8 protein-coding genes and 2 pseudogenes are annotated in these 15,584 nt (G+C 59.4%); 1 reads left to right on the top strand and 9 read right to left on the bottom strand.

Features of this window, described 5'->3' with window-relative positions; all coding sequences use genetic code 11:
* Positions 1–509: 509 nt before the first annotated feature.
* The 4 genes and pseudogenes from NMG70_RS00240 to NMG70_RS00225 all read right to left on the bottom strand — a co-directional run.
* On the bottom strand, positions 510–992 hold the full coding sequence (locus tag NMG70_RS00240; RefSeq protein WP_254022724.1) for a hypothetical protein: 483 nt from the start codon (positions 990–992) through the stop codon (positions 510–512).
* Positions 979–2,901 (bottom strand): phage exclusion protein Lit family protein, encoded by a 1,923-nt coding sequence (locus NMG70_RS00235; RefSeq protein ID WP_254022723.1) that lies wholly within the window; start codon positions 2,899–2,901, stop codon positions 979–981. The genes NMG70_RS00240 and NMG70_RS00235 overlap by 14 nt, the downstream gene beginning before the upstream one ends.
* Positions 2,902–3,103: 202 nt before the next feature.
* Positions 3,104–3,391, bottom strand: a pseudogene (locus tag NMG70_RS00230) (IS110 family transposase); the annotation flags it as partial.
* Between the two features lie 91 nt (positions 3,392–3,482).
* Positions 3,483–4,267 (bottom strand): annotated as a pseudogene (locus NMG70_RS00225) (IS630 family transposase); the annotation flags it as partial.
* Positions 4,268–4,367: 100 nt separating this feature from the next.
* Between NMG70_RS00225 and NMG70_RS00220 the strand changes: the two are divergent.
* Positions 4,368–4,844 (top strand): hypothetical protein, encoded by a 477-nt coding sequence (locus tag NMG70_RS00220; RefSeq protein WP_254022722.1) that lies wholly within the window; start codon positions 4,368–4,370, stop codon positions 4,842–4,844.
* Between the two features lie 278 nt (positions 4,845–5,122).
* Here NMG70_RS00220 and NMG70_RS00215 read toward each other — a convergent pair whose 3' ends face one another.
* The 5 genes from NMG70_RS00215 to NMG70_RS00195 all read right to left on the bottom strand — a co-directional run bounded on the left by NMG70_RS00215 (position 5,123) and on the right by NMG70_RS00195 (position 15,582).
* On the bottom strand, positions 5,123–5,746 hold the full coding sequence (locus NMG70_RS00215) for a hypothetical protein (protein WP_254022721.1): 624 nt from the start codon (positions 5,744–5,746) through the stop codon (positions 5,123–5,125).
* Positions 5,747–6,158: 412 nt separating this feature from the next.
* Entirely contained in the window at positions 6,159–6,974 is an 816-nt protein-coding gene (locus NMG70_RS00210; RefSeq protein ID WP_254022720.1) for a hypothetical protein, read from the bottom strand.
* A gap of 87 nt (positions 6,975–7,061) precedes the next feature.
* Positions 7,062–7,799 (bottom strand): helix-turn-helix domain-containing protein, encoded by a 738-nt coding sequence (locus NMG70_RS00205; RefSeq protein WP_254022719.1) that lies wholly within the window; start codon positions 7,797–7,799, stop codon positions 7,062–7,064.
* 882 nt (positions 7,800–8,681) lie between these two features.
* A complete protein-coding gene (locus NMG70_RS00200) occupies positions 8,682–9,581 on the bottom strand; it encodes a DUF6615 family protein (protein ID WP_367185471.1) in 900 nt (299 codons plus the stop codon).
* Between the two features lie 187 nt (positions 9,582–9,768).
* A complete protein-coding gene (locus NMG70_RS00195) occupies positions 9,769–15,582 on the bottom strand; it encodes a DEAD/DEAH box helicase (protein WP_254022717.1) in 5,814 nt (1,937 codons plus the stop codon).
* Positions 15,583–15,584 lie beyond the last annotated feature (2 nt).

Below are 15,584 nucleotides of genomic sequence, written 5' to 3'. Positions count from 1 at the left end.
CCTCCCCAACTATCGCGCGAGATTATAGCGCCAAAACAACAACAGCGTGACGGGCGAAGTGGTACGAAAGTTCGACGAGTGCTCGGAAAAATTAACCGCCCTAAAAACAACAAGCCCGCTGCGGAAAGGTGTCACAGGGTTTTCAAAAGAACCCATCAGCGGCCTAAAGCTCATTGGAGAAACTTCGCTCTCATATCGGAGCTCTGCGGAGAGGCATTACTAGTCTGTACCGACGATTTGGATGCGAGGCAGTCTCCGAGAAGTGTCCGAGGACCGGGCTGCGCGACCTCTCGCACGGCGCTATCTGTCGAAAAACAATCGCTTTAGGCGCATCGAAGTTTCCGGAGAGTTTCGTGTTTTGATAGAGACATCCAGAAGATGGAAGGGACGTGATAGCGGTGCGGTGCGGCTTTCTTTCGATAGCAGAAAAGACCGGCTATGCCGACCATGCTTTCCACGCGGGCCTCTTCCACATGCGGATAATGTTTCATGTATATCGGGGCGCAGAATCAATTCTTCGGCGACGGCGCTGACTGACCCGACGGTCCATTTTTGACAAAGGACTCGGCGACCGTATTGCAGACGAAACCGTTCTGTAGACCGACTAGCGTTATTCCGATGAAGGCGCTCGCCGTCACGTTTGTCATATCGATTGCTTGCAAGAGGACTGCATAAACAACAGGCGATGCGAAGATCCCGAGCCAAAAGTCAGCGGTTCGCGTCGCCCGGCGAAGGGTGGCGCCGATCTTGACCTGCCCTTTGCCGTCCGCCTTCGCAATCTTCAGCTCCTGGTAGACGGCACCCAACATCACGCCGACGAGGAGGATTATGTATCCGTAAATCCCGAACCCGATTTGTGCCACGAGCTGGTTGTCGCTTTCCGTATTCAAAAACAACGGCATTCCTAGAACGTATGTCAGAATGTAGTACGACCAAAAAAACAGCCCCACCGCTGCCAGTATTTGTGAAAAAAGCAGTTTACGATCCGCCATGTTCCTTGCCTTTGAACACAAGTATTCTATTTCCATACTTCCGATAATATATCCAGTCTCCGTTACCATTAGCGAATACCTGCTCCAATGCATCAAAACCTGATCGGCGAATTGGCAGCAAGCTCTTGTCGATGAAGTCCATCAGATAGGCGCCCTCGCGACCGAGATTGATGATAAGGCGGCCTTGGCCGATCGGAAAAGTAGAGGCAATCGGCAACAGAGTGTTCAGTCTGTCCTCGCTCACCGATGGTGAAAGGTCGACGGATGCTACCGGCCTATCCGAGATCGTCTCGGCGTCGAAAACGCCAATATCGCGAAAGATCGGCGCACCATAAGCGTAATACGCTCTACCAGATAGATCGGCGAGGATTGCCCCCGGAAGGGCTCGCGCACCATTATAGACGATCGGCTCGGGCAAATCATGCGGTTTAAGCGTCAGCTTACGTGCAGGGGACGATACCAGGGAAGCTGAAAGAATGGCGAAAAATACATTATTTCCATCTGTGTAAGTCAGCACGGGCAGGCCAGATGCCCCAAGACCGAAGCCTCTGACTTCGAAATTCTCGGTAATAACCGAGCTGTGGCCGGCAGCCTTGGAGGCAGCAAAGGCAAGCTCGCGAAGGGGCACCGTCCGAATGCTGCCGTCGGCGGCGATTATGCTTACCTGCGGCCGCCCCTCGATGCAGGATGTTGCTAGAGCGAATTGCGGATTTGGTGGCAGGAGGAATTGCTTGATGCAGGTGTTATCTCCGAGTTTGCCGGTCAGATCGACAGTGGACCGACTACCACCCGATTTGTTGTCGGTCCTCTCGAGGTGCCCGTTGCGACGCAAAACAAGTGTCTCACCCGCAACGCCCGGCCAAGCGTAGCGAACGGTTGCCTCACGCTGCGAGGCCGGCAGGTTTTTCCGATACTGCCGTCCCGGCGCAAGGTCGATTAAGGCCGTTTCGGCGACGGGCTGCCCGTCATTGCCGATTACGACAAGCCGCTCGGCGGTAACATAGGCGTATTGAAAACTGTTCGAATATTCGATCTCTATCGGTTTCAAGGAAAGCAAATAGTCGCTGGCCGCGGCGACAGCTTCCGCCAAGCGCAGTCGATCAAGAGCCGGCTCGTCCTTTTCTGTTTCTGCGTCGATCGTCAGGCGCTGCAGCAATGATCGCATCCGGCCGAAGAAGGCCGGGTGAGTTTCGGAGTTCGCGAGGATGGGAAACGGATTGTCGAAGACCTCATCCGCCAAGAAATCAACGGCGTGGCCAAGATGATCTGCTATGCGCTCTAATGGTCCCGGTTCCTCCAAGAAGGATGTCGCAATCGGGTCGGGGATACCGGCACGCTCTCTACTGAGCGAACTGACGTACAGCCTCTTCAGCGCTGCGATGGCGAAATCGTCCGCTTCGAACTCCCGTTCATAGCTGCGCGCCTGTCCCTCCCATCCAAACCACTCGCGGCCGTGCTGAAGCTGGCGGTGACCGATCTCGTGGGCCAGAACGAAAAATGCCTGGACACGCAGGGGTGACAGAACCTTCTCGGTGAGAGAATCGTTTGAGCGCGCGAATACCTTCGTATCTCCAATTTTGAAGTAAGAGCTTTCGATGAAGAGGATATCGGGAGACGAAACATACGCCGCATTGCCACGGGAAACGACGCGCGCGCCTTCCCTCGCAGCTGCATCAACAACATAGATGTTCAGAGGTCCGTCCTGGTAACGTCGATTAATGGCGAGTTCGACTCCAGCTTTTTCGGAGGAGAGCAATGCCGAGAGGAAACGGCGAAGAGTCTCCTCTTCATCGGCATCAAGAACCCGTAACTGCCCTTTTTCGACGAGGGTGTTGGCAATATCGATGGTCCGATCACGTCCTGAAATGAGGACAAATCCCATAGCACTGAAAACGACCAGCAGGATCATCCATCGCATACCGGTCACTCGCCTCCCGACGTGACGCTCCGCGCAAGTTTAAGATGTACACGATCAAGGCACTGCATGACAGCGATTCTTGCGCGCCTTGGCAAGATCACGGCGCACTTTCCCGACGCCTCGGTCAACATCAGAATTTCGGCGAACTGGCCGCCGAAAATAGCGCGCCTTGAAAGGAACCGAACCTGGGGCGGCGCTCGGCCTGCACCTCTTTGATCTGGGCGATCACCAGTTCGAGCCGGTCGAGCTCGCAACGGATTTGCCCCTTCAGATGTTCAGGCAGCGCGCCGCCGCAGGTCCTCAGTTCCTCAAGCCGGTGTCGCCGGTCACGCCGCAGCGGCTCGTAGCCGGTGATGCCCTGAGCAAACAGTAGGCCCTTGATCCGGTTGACATGGCAGGTCCGCTCACCAACCAGAACCTTGCGTTCACGGCCAATGCGCCGATGGTCCTCCTCCTTGACGCTCGGTACCCTAACCATCGCGCGCATTGCCTTGCCTTTATTCAGAAGTCCGGAGGAATGCACATCTTTAGAAGCTGAGCTTACAATAACAGCGGTAATAAATAGCGGATACCTAAGAACAAACAACATGCAACCAAGCACACTTAGTTTCTCTAATTTGCATGAAACGACGAAAGCACGAAAGCAGCTCGCCCGCCTGTTCAGTTGAGAACATCCAGTTGATGCGGGCACCGCTATTGTTTCGCTGGTTTACCCAAGCAGCGACCTCGGCAACGAGGCTGTCGCGATTTCGATGCGGCGGTCGAGGCACTGACTGCGCAGGACGCGAATCTCGATCTCGACCATGTTGAGCCAGCTGGCAGCTTGGGCGTCTAGTGGAACACCAGCCGTTGCAGGATGCGTCGCGCTTTGAGGGCGGCAGAGCCTGGTAGAGTGCGGCCGGCGTATGGGTGGACAGATTGTCCAGCACCACGCGGATGCAGGCGGCCTCGGGATAATGGCCATCGGCGAGATCGCGCATACAGTGGGCAAAATCGGCGGCGCGCCGCTCGGTGACTGTCACCTTGCGCCAGGGTCGGTGAGCGTCGAGGAAGACGAGCAGATTGGTGGTGCCGTTGCGCCTGTATTCGTAGTCGTAGCGCTCCGCCTTCCCGGTGCGGCCGGGATCGGCTGGCGCACCTCGCCGACGAGCTGCGTCGGGCTTTCGTCGAAGCACACGACCGGCCGCTTCGGATCGGGCGTCTCGGCATAGAGGTCGAGCACATCCTACATGCGCGCGACATACTCCGCATCGACCTTAGGGATGCACCACATGTCCTCGCGCCAGGGCTTGAGGTCGTTCTCGGCCAGGCGCCGGCGCACCGTCTCGCGCGACAGCTGTTCGTGCTCGGGCAACCGACACTACTGCCGGGTTTGTCGAGTGAGCGACACGGGTTGTCGGCTTGGCTCCTGCTCTAACCATCATTCAAGTCATTGAATAATATCGAGATTGCATTGGATGAACGCCGGGGCGGGGCGCATCAACGTCGTTTTCTGGGAGGCGAAAACCCTGGGCGACAGCAGGCTGCGCAGCAGGAGCAATCCTGAGGTCATCCGGCAGCTGGGGGTTTACAACAAATATCTCAGCCGCCCTGTCTACCGAGACGCGGCTTCCGCAGCTTATGTCGAGACATGCAGGCTTCTACGGACCTTCCATCGGATGGCGACGAAGCTTTCCGGAGAAGCAGCTCTGCCTCGGCTCGGCAATCTTGTGGCCCGGATAGCCGCAGGAGCCGAAGCTCCTGTGGTCGATCCGATGCCGAGACTGTTGATATTCCCTGCTGAGTTGGAAGCGGGAAAATTCGAGCGGCAGGTATCGACCTGGAGCAGTCACCTAGCCAAACTTGGAAGCGAGTTTCCGGTCTATTGCGTCGACGACGCGAAGGCTGCTGTGCTGGGTCGTCTTAATCGGCAACTCGACGGCGAGTCCGCCTGAGGATGTTTAAGATCGCAGGTCCGGCTTGATCATCAGCTTCGTCAAGGACGCCAGGCGACTAACCATACGAGGAATCAATTTTCGATGCCGGACAGCGCGTCGGCGGATGGCTCGCCAACGCAAACTTTCGTTGGCGGCCCGCCGCTGCGCTGAGTTCGAAGGTCTTCCTCAACGCCCTCCGACTGACAAGCGTCGCTAGGCGATGGGATGCACCCCGAAGCTGTTCAAAACTGCGAACGATCGCCAAGCGTTCGCCGCGATGTAGCGAGTCCCTTGTTTCAAGGCCATTCCTGATCCAACGCACGTCGAACCACGCCATGCCAGGCTGCCGCCGAGAAGCCAGTCGATGGATGCTTCATCCGCACAGCGCGGATGGGTGGATTTCGGGGCAGGTCGATCCACTCGCCGGAGAACGACCATGGGTGCCCTTCGTAGTCTGCGTAGTGGTTCCTGATTACCCACGGAAAAAGCTCATAGCCCCAAATCAACACGATTTCTGGTTTTGTCTCGGCGAGCACCTGTTCGAACGCCGAGATTGTCCTTTCACCACCAAATAGAGCGCTGGTCGGCCTGTAGGACCTGGGACGCGGCGCTAGAACGACCGGGATGTAATTGTAGAAGGCGAGAGAGTCCCAGACTTCGGGTTCGCTCCTTTTGCCGTCGCGCTCGAGGTGCTGGCGGTTCTTGCCAGAAACCGCCCACGCCAGATTGTCGAAGGTACGCCTCCAGCGCTCACGGGTTCCCGAAGCGTAGAGTCGCATTGTGTCATGAGTCATCTCCGGAACCACGCTTCCCACCGGGTGCTCATCTGCGTGGTGGGATTCGCCCAAGACGAGAACCCTCCTGCCACTTACGAAGTTGTCGGCCACGCCGAACTTGGCCCCTACCCATGCCTTAAACATCGCCGTCCTCATTCTACTCGATCTCGAAAGGCAGCAGCTCGTGCGTCCATCCCGCTAGCATGGCTCCCAGCACGGCTCCGATGATAGCGTGCGGCAGGTCATGTGCCCTGTGAACGTGGACGATGTCGGACTGCTCATCTAGAAGACCAACGCTATATTCAGTTCCCCAATCGATGCCTTCCAGAACTGCGAGATGTCTTCGTCGCTGACCTCGATCGTTCGCCTGTGGCGGTTGCCTTTCAGGAAATCGAGGAGCGCGCTTCCGCTTGCACCTCGTGGTTGGTCATTGAGCCGAACATGAGGCCGTATCAGTGCCACGTCCTTGAGAACCACATCCAGGGTTTCCTCTCGTAGGAGGGGTCCCTTAGAGCTGGCGCGAAAACGATCCGGTTGTCCACCGGGCGGATCGGAATCAGCGCGACACGGCTTCCAAGGCAGCGACCAAGTTTGCATGGATCCAACGCGCTTTCTCGTCGGCGGTCATGAAGCCGTCGAAGTAAGAGGCATAGACGCAGAAGCTCAGGTCGATCATGTCGTTGCTCATCCTGTCCATCCGCTTGACAGGTTGGCTGCCGCTTCTGATCCGAAAAAGCAGATGAATGACCAATCCAAGCGCATATCGAAAGAGATAGGTTTGAGCGACGCGACCGTCTCCGAGATTCTGCCATGGCAACCGATAGGCCTGTGCGAGAGTCTCCCATATCTGCACGGCGGCGCCGTAAATGGTTTCCATCATCGCAGCCGAATATCGGCTGCTCGTCCTGATGATGCGGACTTCGGCCTTGGTGAACATCTGCTCTTCCATTTCGGGCAGAGATGCCGCTATTTCGACTGCGCCTTCAATCAGTACCGGAAGCAGGCTGTTCGCGAAATTCCAGTGACCATGGAGTTGCCTCAAGATGACCGCATCATCGACTGTGGCGCTTCTGAATATGGCGGCCATCTCACGAATCCTGTCGGCTGTTCCCTTGAACTGCATCCGCTCACGCAGGTCCGGCTCCTTTGGGTCGAGCTGGATTATCTCGCCGTTGGCCCGCAGCAGGATCAGCTGATCAGGGAAGTCGCCTACGACGGACAGGCCGTGCTTGATGGCTTCCAGCGTCCGTTGTTTGTAGATCTCGATCCAGGCGTAGTCGGCGAGCACCGCAAAGTTGTCTGGGCTCGCCTGAAGGTAGGATCGCAATTCCTGCGATTGCAGCATGCTGCTGTCGATGACCAGAGATGGCAAATCGATCCCCCGCTGTCGCACAAATTTGCAGCCTTCTTTGCATCAGTCAGACTCGGGCACCAGCGACAACGTGCTCAATGCAGTTTGCTAGCTGTGGAGCCTCAATAGGTTGTTCCCGGCCAGACCGAGTCGGCTGATGGGCGGTTTTGAGCCGATACTGCCATGAGGTCTATGCCAGTTATAGCGGTGGAGCCATCGCGGCAGCTCGGCGTTGCGTTCGTCGGAAGCCTCGAGGAAGGCAACGGTGCTCTCCTTGCGCTGGTCGGGCATGACCTGGACGAAAGCGATGCGCGAGGCATCGTCTATGCAGACATGGACGAACTCCCAGCCGATGCCGTGGTGGCGGTTGATTGCACCAGGATATCGCCCGGTGATGCGGTGTCCGACAGAGCCGATCCGGCCGAGCTTCTTGATATCGAGATGGATGAGTTCACCGGGATGCTCGCGTTCATAGCGGCGCACAGGTTCCTGTTCCAGCGCGCTCAACTTGTTCAAGCCCAGTCGGCGCAGCACACGGCTGACGGTTGCTGGCGAGACGCCGACCTCGGCAGCGATCTGCTTGCCCGTCCAGCGCTGGCGGCGCAGCCGTTCGATCGTCTCGACAACCGCCTGAGGCGTTGGCTGGCGCAGCCGATGCGGCCGGGATGAGCGATCTCGCAATCCCGCCGATCCTTCGCGGCGATATCGGTCGACCCACTTGCGGACCGTCCGCGGGCAGACGCCTGCGGCTTCGGCCACGGCCTGCGGCGTCTGCCCGCTCTCGACCTGCCTTACAATTCGCTCTCGACCGCGCGGCGTCAGACGGGCATTCTTGTGGATGTTCATCCGGTCCTCCGAGAATCACTGAAGCTTCGACAACCTCAGCTTTCCCAGTCCGGGCCGGATGGACAACCTATGGAAAGGTCACAGCTAGCGAGCGCATCAAGCTCCTAAAGACTGAGATGAGGCACCTCGCGAGCGACTAGACGCGGAAGTCGGCGGCAAGTTGTTTCAAGTCATCCTGAAAAGTGCGCTGAGGCACTCCTGTCGGCATAAATCGCACGAGAGACAGGGCGGTCAGGTAGGGCGGCGGTCAGGTAGGGCGACACAATATCTCGACGGTTGGCCTCGTCAATTCCTAACCGGAAGCCCGGTTATGACCGAGGCCGATAAGACCCGCTGAATGGCACGACCAGAAAAACGACAATGCTCATGCATCCTGACATGAAGGTGCGAACCCGCGTGCTACAGTTCCTGCGACACCAGATTTTTCCGCCATTGATCGAAGAGGAGTAGCCACCACGTCGAAGATCAGCCGCCGCGCAGTGCTGGTCCACTCCAGCAGCGCTGTCGTCTCGTCGACGGTTGCAGCAACGGCGCTCGCCTCAGAGCGCAGGCGGCAAGACTTGGTGCCGTCCAGCGAGTTGTGTGAGCTGATTGAGGCGCATAAGGTAGAATACGCGGCATTTGGCAAGGCAGTTCACGAAATTGGGGGGAAGCATCCCCGATCGCAACAGAGCGAGCCAAGCAGAGGAAAAGGCCCTTCTGGCCGTCTGCGCTTACCCGGCGGTCAGGGAAGGCGATCGCTTGGCCAAGTCCAAGTACCTATTGGAGATCGAGGCGCGCTGCGAACTTGACCTGCCTGAGCACATGCAGAACTTACTCCGCTCGACCATGTGGAGGGCGTGAGACCGACCGGCGGGAAGCGGTCACCAGCGGCAAGCGCCGCTATCCCTTGGAAGGTTCGGTGATGACAGGGGTACGGTTGTCGCCAGTCCGTCCAGAGATAAACGTGACTGCCGGACGTTTGAGTGTATGATCTACCCTTATGGAAGGCCCATCAGAAATGCGCCGTCCGGGGGCCCCCTCAGGAGAGACACGGGATGGGTCTGACCGGATGCGCATGGCATCTTGCTCGTCCTTCGTCCGTCCGTTTCCCTTGCCGCTTACCTCCCAGCGACCAAGAAGCGAGGCAAAGACCAGGTCCGGCGACGGCACGCCTGCTCCACCCCAATCGCCACTCGGACACAATATTGCCTCTAGTCCGAACAGGTTTTTGCGGAGATAGCTCAGCCGCTTGTGATGCTTGACTGACTTGGGTGTGGCCTTCGCAGCCTTGAGCTTTGCCGTCAGCTCCTTTGCGATATCGGCGGCAAAGGCGAGGTTCACCCCGCTCACCGCCGGGCCGGCACTCGCGAAGAAGCGGTCATCCACCGCAGATTGATGATTGTAAAACATGTAGAGCGGCACCCAAGGCGCGGGTGCATCAAGCAGGGTTTCAAACTGGAACTTGGCCGCACGAGGCGGCTTGTGCAGCAACTCATGATAGGAGCGATGCGCAATATTCACTGCCTTCTTGGCGTTGCGGGCGGCACTGAGGCGCTTGGCCTGTATCCTCAATTGGAGTTCGTGCCCCGCAGCTACGTGCCAGAACCGCAGATCAAGGTCACCGCCTGTCACGGCCTCATCTGGATACTGGATGACAAGCTCAGGTCCGGCGAATGCCGCAAGTGCGCCGGTGAAGATGTCGGTCATCGTCTCCTCGCGGAACCGCCCCCGCTTAAGCTTTGTCTCCCGGTCTAGGAGACGGCCGATCAGGAGCGGCAGCGTCTTTGCTAGATCGCACATCGTTACAGGCATCAAATCCCCTCACCCTCTCCCCTGTCACTGCATACGTTCTCGTGCGGGTCCAGCCGCAAACAGCCTCGCGGCGATCTAGCGATTGTAGAAAGCGCGACTTGAACTATCGCGCCGGCTGGGAAGTTTACGGAAATCACCTCAAGCCGGAGTCGGCTGCCTCGCCTCTGCCTTACGTTCAGTCCGCGAGCGCGAGTTCTATGGCGCGCAAGGGTCGTCGCTCTAGGTTGAAGCTGTCGACGAATCGCACTGTCGCCCCTCCGCTTAGCCTGCGGCCGAAATCGCCATCAGTCCGCCACAGCGGATTGACTATCAGGAAGGTGTTTCCGCCCGGGTGTCGCTCCCGAAGCGCTGGCAGACCGGAGGGCTGGTGGAGCTCAGCGATAAGCGAGTCCGGCCGCATGCCCGCTACTGCATCTGCAAGCGCAAACGCGCGCGCATGCCAGCCCTTCGTCTCAGGAAACTCCTGGTCTTTCGCGTCCAGGCCAACCGTGTAGCCCGGCACCACCAACGCGCGCAGATATGCCAGGCCGAGCCGCCAGTCGAGCAGGCCATGATAGGAACGGTTTCCGTAACGTTGGATGCACCTATAGCATGATGTCTGGCACCGCGCGGCGTGGTCACCCTCATCGTCATGCCTGAGGAAGTCCACCAGAGGCCATTTGACGCCATCCGAGAGGATTTCGTGAATCAGGTGTACGATGTGCGGGATGCCATCGCTTCGGTCTTCGCCGAGGCGCCTACACAAGCCGGAGCCGTTGATTAGCGAGTCCGCCATCTGAAGCATCGGCCTGCGTTCGCGCAGACGCGGTTCAAGCGCCTCGAACTCGTCGGATGCGACATCGAGGTCGAGCGCGGCCTTCTGGACAAGAATTTGAGTGGCGCTGATCGCCGCAGAGCGAGTGGGCAAATGGCTGTAGCCGCCCTTCCTTGCGACTCGATCCAGCGTCAGACGCTCGTCGAAGGCCATCAATTCAAGATAGAGCGCATGCGTCTCCTTTTTTGCGATGAGGCCGAAAGTGCTCTCACTCGCTGGATCTGGCAGCCAGCGACCTGGCGGCATCAGCTGTCCAACCTCGATTGCTTGAGAAGCAGCGAGCGTGGTCGGAGCCATCCTGGGGACAGCGACAATGAGATCCTCCGCATCCTGGACCGTGAAGCGCGTCGGTTGTCCCATATCATCGTCGGCGCCGTCGTTCAGTTGCATGATGGTGACGCCTGCGCCGCGCCGCAATCGCAGATGTCCCGTATCCACGGGCTCGCCGCTGTGCAGCACAGTCGCGACGGTTCGCACCGCCATGCGGCCAACAGCGTCAAGATCGGCGCCTGAAGGTCGAAAGTCGGTCCTGAACGCTGCGGGCGTAACGTAGTCGTTGAATTGGTGAGGTTCGATGTCGATACCGCAATCATCGCACCGCTCTGGGCTTTGTGGTCGCTCCTGACTGTATTTTGCCGATCCGCATGCCGGGCACAGGGCTACCCGATGCTCCGACTCTCTCCAATGAGAGAGGCCGGCCAGGGACATATCCCTGCCGCGTCGTTCCGGCGGCGCGAGCGTTCCAGAAAAGCCGATGACCTTGTGCCGCTGCTTGTCCTTCGTAACCACCGACCCGGGAGCGAACTCGAAGACTGCGGTATCCAGATCGCGATCCATGGTAGACCAATCATAGTCGGTGTCCTTTTCGTCGGACTCAGGACGCAAGCCGAGGTAGAGCTGTCGGACGCGCGTTGGCATCCCATACATCGGCAGCAGGCCACGCTCGGCGAGGAACTGCGCCAGCCCTTGACGATTCTTCGGCTTGAACCGCCTCTGGCTTTCTATCTCGTCGACCAAGTAGTCGGAGGTGACTTCGGCGCGAATCCTCTCGCGTTGGGCCACATCGATGCACGCCGCCTCGATGAACGCGTCACGCACGCCGATGGTCGCGTCGAGCGCAGCGCGGAGCCTGCCTCTCCAATCGGCATTTTCAGGGTCGTCGTAGTAGTCGTCTGTCGGTACGTATTCGCCATGCACATCGGGCGGCACCAGCAGGTCGCCAGGGTATGTCCCTCCGGCATCGACGTAATCGTCCCGCACCTTCTGGAAGGCGGAACGCATCCAGACCTTCGTCAGAAGGCGCTCTGGGATCGGATCGTGGCCGGTCGCCAAGAACGGCGGCGGCGGCGGGTCGCCAGTGATCGCGGCTGGGTGGGCGTAATAGTAAGCATCGTGGCTCCGGCCTCGGCAGAATGTAACCACGAACGAGAAGGCTTGGCCGCGGCGGCCGGCGCGTCCGACGCGCTGCTGGTAGTTGAATCGCTGCGGCGGCATGTTCGCTTGATAGACGGTCTGCAGAGAGCCTATGTCGATGCCCACCTCCATGGTGGTGGTGACCGACAACATATCGATTTCGCGGGCGAGCCGAGCCACCTCGCCTAGTTTGTCGACGAAAATGCCCTTGAATTTGCGCAACCGATCAGAGAAGTCATCGGTCTGTCCCGTCAACTCCTCGCACCTCAAGCGGAAGCGAGCGACATCGTCTTGCTTGCCGCGCACAATCCGCCGCCCGAGGAAATTGGCCTCCCAAAGTTCTTCGACGGGCCCACTCCGTTTGTTGGACAGGCCCTTGTAGCATCGCGTGCACTTACCGACGCCGCGGTGCAGGTGGACGCGTTCGCAGGATTCGCAACGCCAATAGGGATCGCCCGGCTGCGCGATCCTGAGAAAAACACGGCCAACCTGCACGATGCCGTTCACATGCCCGCTCTTCCCGAACACCATGAGCACGTCGTCGAGTTCGGCAAGCGCATTTGGCCCGTGCAGGGCGTTCGCGAAGCGGCGCACGCGGTTCGTCAGGGGCACCTTCGAGGCCCTATCCCATTCGGTGGCTCGGGTGTCATCGAAGAACTTGTTTTCTTTCACGCGAGTCGCGGTGGCGAACACCCGCAACCACGCGTCAAGCTTGTCGATCTCAGGGCCAGTATCCCGGCTTATGGAGGGATAGGCGAGCCCTGTCTCCTCAAGCGCAAAGAAAGTGTTGGCGAAGATGACATCATCGACGAGCTCCATGAGCTCTCGCTCGATCAAAATGCCGAGTTCCCTTTGCTGGGTGTCGTCCAACCAGGCGGCGTAAGTTACCGCACCGTCCGACTTCTCGAACGCCTCATACCAAGGCCGCCGCTGATATGGCTTGCGTCCGAGCTCATCGAAGGGGTGGATGCCGAGATTGACATACTCTTCAATAAGGGCGCCTACGCCTTGGGAGGCATCCTTATAGCTGAATAGGCGTTCAAGCTGGACCTTGTGATTCTCGATCGAGACCTGTGGGTCGTGAGCTTGGCTGCCGAGTTGGGCGAAAATCTGCGCTGCGCCGGCCCCATCTCCCGCTTGCATCAGCCTTTTCGCTTTCTCGAGGGCAGCCTCCGTATCAAGCATGCTTGCAGCCACTCGGGCCAGATAGTCGCGCGCCACGGTCACGAGAATCTCGCGCCTCAGGTCACGCAAGTGCAGCCGCTCAATCTCGAGAGACTGGTTTGCGGCATCCTGCCGGCTGTCCGAAAAGACGATGCTCTTGGCCTCGGCACCGACCGCGTAGAGCAGTTCGAACAGCTCGGTGGCAACGAGTTGCGACGCCTTGCTTACGCCAGTGCGAAACGCCCGTATTGGCGACCGCGAGCGTGATGTCGTCGGGCGATTAGAGTAGTCAGTCCCACACTTTGGGCAGCAGAATGGTTGCGCGGTGCGTCGGCCATTGGGCGCCGCAGCAACATTCTGATGATATAGCCGTCCCCCGATGCGTCCGGCAGGAACAGTCTCTCCAAGCGCGACGACGCCTGATGCGGCATCGAGGTGAGCCGCCTCCCAGCCGTCCCAACCCCGGCCGTCGACCTGTGGCGCCTCGCGGCTAGGCCAAAAGACGGCGAACTGATCGAACGACATCTTGTCGTAATACTCGGCCGCCGCTCTTTCCGGCAGGTTCTCAAGCTCAGCGGTCGACGGCAGCAATTCAGTGGCGCTGTGCGTTCCGACCTGTCGACCGCGCTGACCGCCCAGCAGCAGATCGCCGCAGGCTTCGCAATACAGCAGTTCAAACAGCCGTCGGCCGCGGACCTGTCCATCCTGCGGCTGGCCGTGGGAAAGGCCTCGCTCGACGCTAAGGTCCAAGAAACCGACCTTGCCGTCCTTGAGCTCAGGCGCGCCGAAGAGTCCCTCTATGTTCCTGACAAAGGAGTGAATCCTGAACGATGGGGTGCCTTGCTTGACGCTGACCTTCCACTGGGAGCTCTCCGGCAACGCGCGGGCCAGCATCAGCCCTCGGACAGCGTTCTCTTCACCCTGCCCACTGAACAGCTTGGCCGCCACCTGTTCGATACTGGTCGCGCGGACGCCCTCGCCTTCCCTGCAGGCCCTGGTGATGAGCGCGGCCGACGCTTCGGCGATGCGCGCGACGCGCTGGTCGCCGGTCACCGTGACACCAAGCGCCTGAGCGACCTCGTCCAGCGCGGCATCTAGCTCGCCGGATTCCGACACCCTGGCTACGAAACCCGTTCCATCGGGACGCGCCGCCTCGAGGAGCCGGACGAATGGCTGCGGATCGACATCGCCGCCATTCCAATTCGGGATATCCGGCTCGCCTTTCACAACGCATTCCGTCCAGAAGCTCTCGTCGGTGGTCCCGAGATCGCCTTTGCCAGCGCTCGTGCCAAACGGAGCGAAAAGATCGCGCAGGTACCGCTTCGATTGGACGCCAGGCTCGCCATCCATCGGGAGCGACGCTGACGATGCGAGGATCCTCAATTTGTGGCGGTGGTCGGGATGGTCGAGGCCAAGCCGCTGAATAAGCGACTTCACAAGGAACGATACTTCGGTTCCCGCTGATCCGCGGATCAGGTGCAGTTCGTCGAACACCAGGTAAAAATATGCATCGTCGCGCCCCTGCAACCAGGCCTTGGTTATCTCGAAGATGGGCTCCTCGACTTCGCGCGACAGCATTGCTCCAAGCATCGAGGCGTTGGTGACGAGCAGGTCAGGCGGCGTTGCCTGCATGTCCCAGCGCGAGAGCATCTCGCCGCCATCGAGCGAAGGGAAGATGAAGCGCGTCTTGTCGGGTGCCCGCTTGCCTTCAGCTTCGGCCTTGACGCGCTTGAGCTCGTCGTGAGTTCGCGCGGCCAACTGGTCGTCAGCAGCCTTCCGCATGTCGGCGCGCAGCTCACGCCCGCGTCGCTGCCGACGCTTCCTCTCGGTTTCGAAGCCCGATAAGCGGGGATGGGCCTCGTAGCCCGTGACCGACGTCGACGAAGTGTATTGGCCAAAGAAGATGCGGTTGCCTTCGAATCTCTCGTCCATGACTTTTCTGGCTTCGTCGGAATCGAGTGTCCGACGCAGTCGCACCATTTGGTCTTCGACGAGCGCGTTCATTGGATAGAGTACCAGAGCCCGCATCGCGGCCGGGCGGTTCTCTCCCAGACGCTGCGGACTCCACCGAGCCCGGTCGCGCCCCCACCACGGGTTCGCCAAGTACCCTTCCGATGGCCTGGACCAGCCGACGGCCTCGCGCGACAACGCGGCAAGGATCGGCAGCATGAAGCTTTCAGTTTTGCCTGAGCCCGTGCTCGAGGTCACGATTCCGGGCTGCCCAGGCCTAATGCCGCGCTCCAGCATCTCTATCTGATGCCTATACGGCTCATACAGCCCGGTCCGCCGCACCTCGCCGGTCGCGTCCTTGCCGTCGAAAAGGCCGGAAAGAGCAAGCTCGGCGAACGCCACCTGCACTGGGCGGGGAAGGTAGGCAAGCGGGCCATCCGACACGCCAACCATCTTGTCGATGGTGAGCGCATGCGTCCGGTATCGCAAAACTGGCTCGATGAACGACGACGTGGCGAAGATGTTGGTCTTCCTGAGCAGCCGCCGCCGCTCTTCGGCAACCGATCTGTCAGCGATGCGGAAGCTGGTTTCAACATACGAGATAAAGAAGTCCCTGATGCGGTCGAAGCCGCCAATCGGATCAAGCAAAA

Origin of the sequence: Mesorhizobium ventifaucium, from assembly GCF_935822925.1 — a bacterium.
Lineage (GTDB): Bacteria > Pseudomonadota > Alphaproteobacteria > Rhizobiales > Rhizobiaceae > Mesorhizobium > Mesorhizobium ventifaucium.
This window is presented reverse-complemented; position numbering and strand designations above follow the sequence as displayed.